This is a genomic window from Vibrio plantisponsor (assembly GCF_013041605.1).
In the GTDB taxonomy this organism is placed as follows: domain Bacteria; phylum Pseudomonadota; class Gammaproteobacteria; order Enterobacterales; family Vibrionaceae; genus Vibrio; species Vibrio plantisponsor.
This window is the reverse complement of record NZ_JABEQC010000027.1, coordinates 1-6,035: the sequence shown is the minus strand read 5'-3', so window position 1 is coordinate 6,035 and position 6,035 is coordinate 1. Positions and strand designations below refer to the sequence as shown.

General features: G+C 42.6%; 5 protein-coding genes and 4 tRNA genes. 3 read left to right on the top strand and 6 right to left on the bottom strand.

Features of this window, described 5'->3' with window-relative positions; translation table 11 throughout:
* Positions 1 to 176: 176 nt before the first annotated feature.
* The 4 genes from HKI82_RS20240 to HKI82_RS20225 all read right to left on the bottom strand — a co-directional run bounded on the left by HKI82_RS20240 (position 177) and on the right by HKI82_RS20225 (position 571).
* Positions 177 to 252: transfer RNA gene (locus tag HKI82_RS20240), tRNA-Thr, on the bottom strand.
* A gap of 14 nt (positions 253 to 266) precedes the next feature.
* Positions 267 to 341, bottom strand: a tRNA-Gly gene (locus tag HKI82_RS20235).
* A 34-nt stretch (positions 342 to 375) separates the two neighbouring features.
* Positions 376 to 460 (bottom strand) — tRNA-Tyr (locus HKI82_RS20230).
* A gap of 35 nt (positions 461 to 495) precedes the next feature.
* A tRNA-Thr gene (locus tag HKI82_RS20225) sits at positions 496 to 571 on the bottom strand.
* A gap of 208 nt (positions 572 to 779) precedes the next feature.
* Here HKI82_RS20225 and coaA point away from each other — a divergent pair.
* A complete protein-coding gene (coaA, locus tag HKI82_RS20220; protein WP_102943194.1) occupies positions 780 to 1,703 on the top strand; it encodes a type I pantothenate kinase in 924 nt (307 codons plus the stop codon).
* 36 nt (positions 1,704 to 1,739) lie between these two features.
* On the opposite strand, the gene birA is transcribed toward coaA, so the two are convergent.
* Both birA and murB read right to left on the bottom strand, forming a co-directional pair.
* The gene (gene birA / locus HKI82_RS20215) at positions 1,740 to 2,702 is read right to left on the bottom strand and encodes a bifunctional biotin--[acetyl-CoA-carboxylase] ligase/biotin operon repressor BirA (protein ID WP_171139007.1); all 963 of its coding nucleotides are present in this window, start codon (positions 2,700 to 2,702) and stop codon (positions 1,740 to 1,742) included.
* A complete protein-coding gene (gene murB, locus HKI82_RS20210; protein ID WP_390632418.1) occupies positions 2,703 to 3,773 on the bottom strand; it encodes a UDP-N-acetylmuramate dehydrogenase in 1,071 nt (356 codons plus the stop codon).
* A 49-nt stretch (positions 3,774 to 3,822) separates the two neighbouring features.
* On the opposite strand from murB, the gene HKI82_RS20205 reads away from it, so the two are divergent.
* Complete coding sequence (locus HKI82_RS20205; RefSeq protein WP_171139005.1) at positions 3,823 to 4,263, top strand: GNAT family N-acetyltransferase; 441 nt, start codon at positions 3,823 to 3,825, stop codon at positions 4,261 to 4,263.
* 92 nt (positions 4,264 to 4,355) lie between these two features.
* Positions 4,356 to 5,696 (top strand): CDP-diacylglycerol--serine O-phosphatidyltransferase, encoded by a 1,341-nt coding sequence (gene pssA / locus HKI82_RS20200; RefSeq protein ID WP_102943190.1) that lies wholly within the window; start codon positions 4,356 to 4,358, stop codon positions 5,694 to 5,696.
* The last annotated feature ends 339 nt before the right edge of the window (positions 5,697 to 6,035 follow it).

Here is a 6,035-nt window from a genome sequence, read left to right as displayed (position 1 = left end):
ACCGTGGTCAACGTGGCCGATAGTACCAACGTTTACGTGCGGTTTCGTACGTTCAAATTTTTCTTTAGACATGAGTTGTCCCTCTAGGTACGGATTTAAGTGGCTTTATAAATGACCACGCAACCAAAAATTTGGTAGTAAAAAGTATATATCAAAAGGAAAAGTTTGCTTAGAGCTGGTGCTGATAGGCAGAATCGAACTGCCGACCTCATCCTTACCAAGGATGCGCTCTACCATCTGAGCTATATCAGCACTCTTAAATGGAGTGGAGCGGGCAGCGGGAATCGAACCCGCATCATCAGCTTGGAAGGCTGAGGTAATAGCCATTATACGATGCCCGCAACACGTAACTCTGAGAGCTATTTCCTAATAATATGGTGGAGGGGGACGGATTCGAACCATCGAAGGCGGAGCCGGCAGATTTACAGTCTGCTCCCTTTGGCCACTCGGGAACCCCTCCAAATTTTTACGCCATCTCTCTCATAAAGGAGAAAATGGTGCCGACTACCGGAATCGAACTGGTGACCTACTGATTACAAGTCAGTTGCTCTACCTACTGAGCTAAGTCGGCATAAGTGGTGCGCATTCTAGTGAATGATTTATTGGCTTGCAATACTTATGAGAAAAAAAATGCGAAATTTCGCGTTCTTTTGTTTATTCGATGATTTTTCAAGCGAATTCACGCCTAAACACTAAATATTCCATCTTTCTCGTTTGAATTGTGGCTACCATATTGTATGTTCGCTGGTCTTACTCTAATTTCGACAATTGAGCATGTTATGACCCCATATTTGTCTTTTGATCGCCAACAATGGTCTGAACTTCGCAATTCAGTACCAATGATGCTGTCAGAAAGTGATCTGCAAGAGTTGCAAGGTATCAATGAGAATTTGACGGTAAAAGAGACAGTAGAAATCTATCTCCCCCTCGCTCGACTTCTTAACTTATATATTGCAGCAAGGCAAAGTCGTAACAGTGTACTCAATCAGTTCCTTGGCAACAAAGAAAGTGCACCTCCGTTTGTTATTGGTATTGCAGGTAGTGTCGCTGTAGGGAAAAGTACCACTGCACGTTTATTACGTGCGTTACTTGCTCGTTTCGAAAACCACTCAAAAGTTGAACTCGTCACAACTGACGGTTTTCTTCATCCAAACAGGGTGTTGGAAGAAAGAGGCATCATGCATAAGAAAGGTTTTCCTGAATCTTATGATATGCGTAGCCTTGTACAATTTGTTTCTGATGTAAAAGCAGGAAAGCCGAATGTCGAAGCCCCAGTGTATTCACATCTGACTTATGACATTACAGAACAGAAGAAAGTTGTCGACCGCCCTGATGTGTTGATCATTGAAGGACTGAATGTTCTACAAAGTGGCATGGATTACCCACACGATCCCCATCGAGTGTTTATTTCTGATTTTCTTGATTTCTCTATCTATGTCGATGCGGATAGCCAAATGATCGAAAAATGGTATGTTGAACGCTTTATGAAATTCAGAGACAGTGCATTCAAAGAGCCGGGGTCTTATTTCAGCCATTACACATCTTTAAGCACTGAAGAAGCCATCGCAAAAGCGAAGCAAATTTGGCATTCCATTAATGGTAAGAACCTTCAAGGAAACATCCTTCCAACGAAAGAACGGGCTCAGCTGATTTTGCGGAAAGGCCTCAACCATACCGTAGAAGAAATACTTCTTCGTAAGTAACGATTAAGCATAAAAAAAGAGGCATAAGCCTCTTTTTTATTCGTTATTTCTTAAGGAAATCTCACCACCGATAAAGCTCTTAATGCCTTGTTCAGTTTCCAACAAAACACCACCTTGCTCATCGATACCACGCTCTATTCCCGTGACTTCATTTGCTCCCATAATGAGCTTAACTTTACGCCCGATGAAGTTATCTAAACGGTTCCAACGTTCTACAAAGTTTTGCATACCGTAGATTTCGTAATTCTTTAACGCGGTATCTAGAGTGTTGATGAACTCAGCAGCCAAAACATTGCGATCAATATGATCAGTACCGATCACCTCAGACAAACTTGCCCACGGCTGATCGATAGCGGAGTCACGATCTTGCATCGCTAGGTTCATCCCCATACCAATAACCAAGTGTGCTGCACCACCGGCTTGACCAGACATCTCGACTAATATGCCTGCCAGTTTTCGGTCTTGATAATAAAGGTCGTTTGGCCATTTCAGTTTCACACCTTCCAAGCCCATGTTTTCTAGAGCTTCTACCATAGCAACACCAACAACGAGACTTAGCCCCATAGCAGCAGCCATTCCCGCATCAAGTCGCCAGTACATTGATAGATAAAGGTTGGCACCAAATGGTGATACCCAGTGGCGTCCGCGTCTGCCTCGACCGCTCTCTTGATACTCGGCAATACAAACCGTACCGGATTGTAGGTTGGCTGTATTATCGATCAAGTATTGGTTAGTCGAGCCAATTACAGGGTGAAGCTCAACCGGATTTTTAACCTTTGATTGGATTAACGTTTGATCCAACATGATCAGCGGTTGAGACAATTGATATCCTTTTCCTTGAACGCGGAAGATATCAACTCCCCACTCCTGAATACCTTTGATATGTTTACTGATCGCCGCACGAGACATTCCAAGCTCTTCGCCTAATGATTCCCCAGAGTGAAAAGAACCATCAGATAGCTTGCTCAGTAACTTTAACTTTACGTCTGGATTTTTCACTCACGACTCTCCAATCAAACGACTCAAATACGTCTCTCTATCTCGCCCCATGAAACGTACTTCATGTTCCAGCAATACACCATAGGTCTCTAAGACTTTACTTCGCACTATACCAGCCAACTCAACGATGTCTTGGGCTGTGGCTTTATCTTTATTAATCAATACTAGTGACTGGTTAGGATGAATCTGAGCGCCACCATGTACGATGCCTTTAAGCCCTGCATGTTCAATCAGCCATCCTGCGGCAAGCTTCACACCTTCAGCGACGGGATAGGCGACAATATCCGGAAATGAAGACTTCAGCATCTCAAAATGCTGCTCGATAACAACGGGGTTTTTGAAGAAACTACCAGCATTTCCGGTGACAGCAGGATTGGGTAACTTTTCACTGCGTACCTGACAAACACGCTCAAATACTTGTCTAGCAGTGCAGTCTTCGCCAAGCTCTTTTAAAGGACCATAGTTAATGTTCGGTTGCCAATGCTTAGTGAGTTTTAGACCCACTGCGACAACAATAGCCTTGTTATAAAGCGTTTTCTTAAAAATAGAATCTCGGTAACCAAAAGCACATTCATCTTTCGTGAGACGTTTAACTTGCAGTGAATCAAGGCAAAGGTAGTCGACATAGTCGCACACATCTTGAAACTCTAGCCCATAAGCACCAATGTTTTGAATCGGTGCCGAACCGGCGCATCCGGGAATCAATGCCAAGTTTTCCAGCCCAGGTATATTCTCTTTAATGCTCCATTCCACGAGTTCCGGCCAATCTTCCCCGCCTTCGACATGCAAGTAGTGAAAGTCTTCATCTTGAGTGTGACTAATACCAAGCATACGGTTAATCATGACTAGACCTTGATAAGTCTCAGTGAAAAGCATGTTGCTCCCCTTACCTAACATCAACTTAGGTAAATCTTGAAGCTGTGGAGAACGATACACTTCTTTCAGATCATCGACTGTTTCGATGAATACCAATGTATGGCATAGCTGCTCAATGCCAAACGTATGATAAGGGGCTAAATTCACATCGTGATGTAATTGCAGCGGGCTATGTAATTGCATGAGACTCTTCAGATAAACTAAACTTCGGACATTCTACAACAGATGCCATGATAAGACACAAATGCCTGAGCTTAAGTTTGAACACTTAGATCCAATAAAGTTGCCCCTCCTTAAACGCTTCTACAAACAGCATTATCCGAGCACTAAGCCTAAAAGTGACGAGTTATCGATTGTTGCGTATAGCGGTTTATCTATGGTCGCAGTAGTAAGATTTCGCTCAATTGCGGAATATAGATTACTGACTGGGATGGCGGTCGATGACTCAAAAAGAGGAGAAGGTATAGGCTCTCAACTACTCAACTATTGCGTAAACGAAATTCTGGCAGCCAATGATTTTTGTTTTTCTTACTCGCATCTACAACACTTCTATGAACAGGCTAACTTCAAAAAAATAGACATTGAAGAATTACCAAATGACCTTAGAACCTTATTTCTAAGATACAGTCAAAACGGTAAAGATCTCATTCCAATGCAGTTTTTTACCGAGCACAGTGAAGTTTAAACAGCTTTTCTAGCCTTTTGTTTCACTAGTTTGGTATTATCCATTGTTCGCACATTTGCACATTTGCACATAAGTAAGGTAAAGCATTCAAAATGATCGCTCGTAGAAACCCATTCGACCAGCTGCCGACTATTGCGCAAGATCCGAATAAGTTTGCCATTCTCTTCTCTGCTAAAGAGTTTCGTACTCATCTGATTGAGTCAATTCGTCAGGCTAGTAAGCGTATTTACCTTGTTGCCTTATATTTAGAAGACGATGAAGCTGGCCGTGAAATTCTTACTGAGCTGTTCGAAGCTAAACAACGAAACCCTGGGTTAGACATCAACATATGTGTCGACTGGCACAGAGCACAACGCGGCCTAATTGGTAAAGCAGCCTCTGAAGGCAATGCTGCGGTATATAAAAAGTTTAACCAAGAGTACCAACATAGCATTCCAACTTATGGAATCCCTGTTCGCGGACGTGAAGTGTTTGGTGTATTACACCTGAAAGGTTTTGTTATTGATGACACTGTTATATATAGCGGTGCTAGCTTAAATAACGTTTATCTCCACTACAAAGAGCGATATCGCTTTGACCGATATCATTCAATTGAAAATGCGGCCTTGGCTGACAGTATGGTCAAGTTTGTTCAAGAGGAAATGTTGGCTCATCCAGCAGTTAATGATCTTAGTGCTCAAGACAAGCCTGATACAAAAGAGATAAAAACCGACATCCGACAATTCAGAGCCTCACTAGCTCAGGCAAGTTATAAATTTGAACCGGATGTTGTTGCTCAGGACAAAGTTGCTATTACTCCCATTGTTGGTTTAGGTAAGCGTCGTAACAGACTTAACCAATACATCGTACAACTTATCGCTCAAGCGAAAGATGAAGTATTCATCTGTACACCTTATTTTAATTTCCCAAGAAGTATCGCAAAGGAAGTAAAAAAGGCGCTCAAACGCGGCGTAAAAGTACATATCATCATTGGCGATAAGACAGCAAACGACTTCTACATTTCACCGGAAGAAGAATTCAAGACGATTGGCGGGCTACCTTATCTGTATGAGATAAACCTGCGTCGCTTCGCTAAAGCGAATGAAGCTAACATTGCCAGCCGTAAACTGTCCATTCATCTATGGAAGCACGAAGATAATAGCTTCCACCTAAAAGGTATTTGGGTAGATAAACGCTACATGCTGTTGACAGGTAATAACCTAAATCCTAGAGCTTGGAAACTCGATTTAGAGAACGCGCTACTGGTAAAAGATGACTACCACTTGTTAACAGAGCAGTTTGAGAAAGAGATCCAGAACATTCTTCAGCATACTCACTTAGTTTGTACATACAGACAATTAGAGAAGCTTGAAGACTACCCAGAAGCGGTACAACGTTTAGTTCGGAAGATCACTCGAGTGAAAGCGGATAGAGTATTAAAACAGATACTGTAAAAGCACATAATCAAGAAACCGACACAACTGTGTCGGTTTTTTTATATCTGAAAAATACCATCCAAATATTCAATGGTTACATGGGATTTTTATATAGAAACGAAGGATGTGACTGTCTGAGCTTTAGGAGTAAATAGCTGGACTAATGCCCTGTTTAGGGATACCTAGAGTCGGCTGGGCTAAACCAAGAGCAACCAATGAGCTACCGCTTTGTATTGGTCACTTTTCTCCAGACGTAAAAAAGCCCCGTCATTTCTGACGAGGCTTTTCAATAAGTGGCGGAGCGGACGGGACTCGAACCCGCGACCCCCGGCGTGACAGGCCGGTATTCTAACCAAC

Bases quoted from the DNA above. Each gene is read 5' to 3' on its own strand.
- pssA (WP_102943190.1), top strand. From the start codon at position 4,356: ATGATCGCTCGTAGAAACCCATTCGACCAGCTGCCGACTATTGCGCAA.
- coaA (WP_102943194.1), top strand. From the start codon at position 780: ATGACCCCATATTTGTCTTTTGATCGCCAACAATGGTCTGAACTTCGC.
- HKI82_RS20205 (WP_171139005.1), top strand. From the start codon at position 3,823: ATGCCTGAGCTTAAGTTTGAACACTTAGATCCAATAAAGTTGCCCCTC.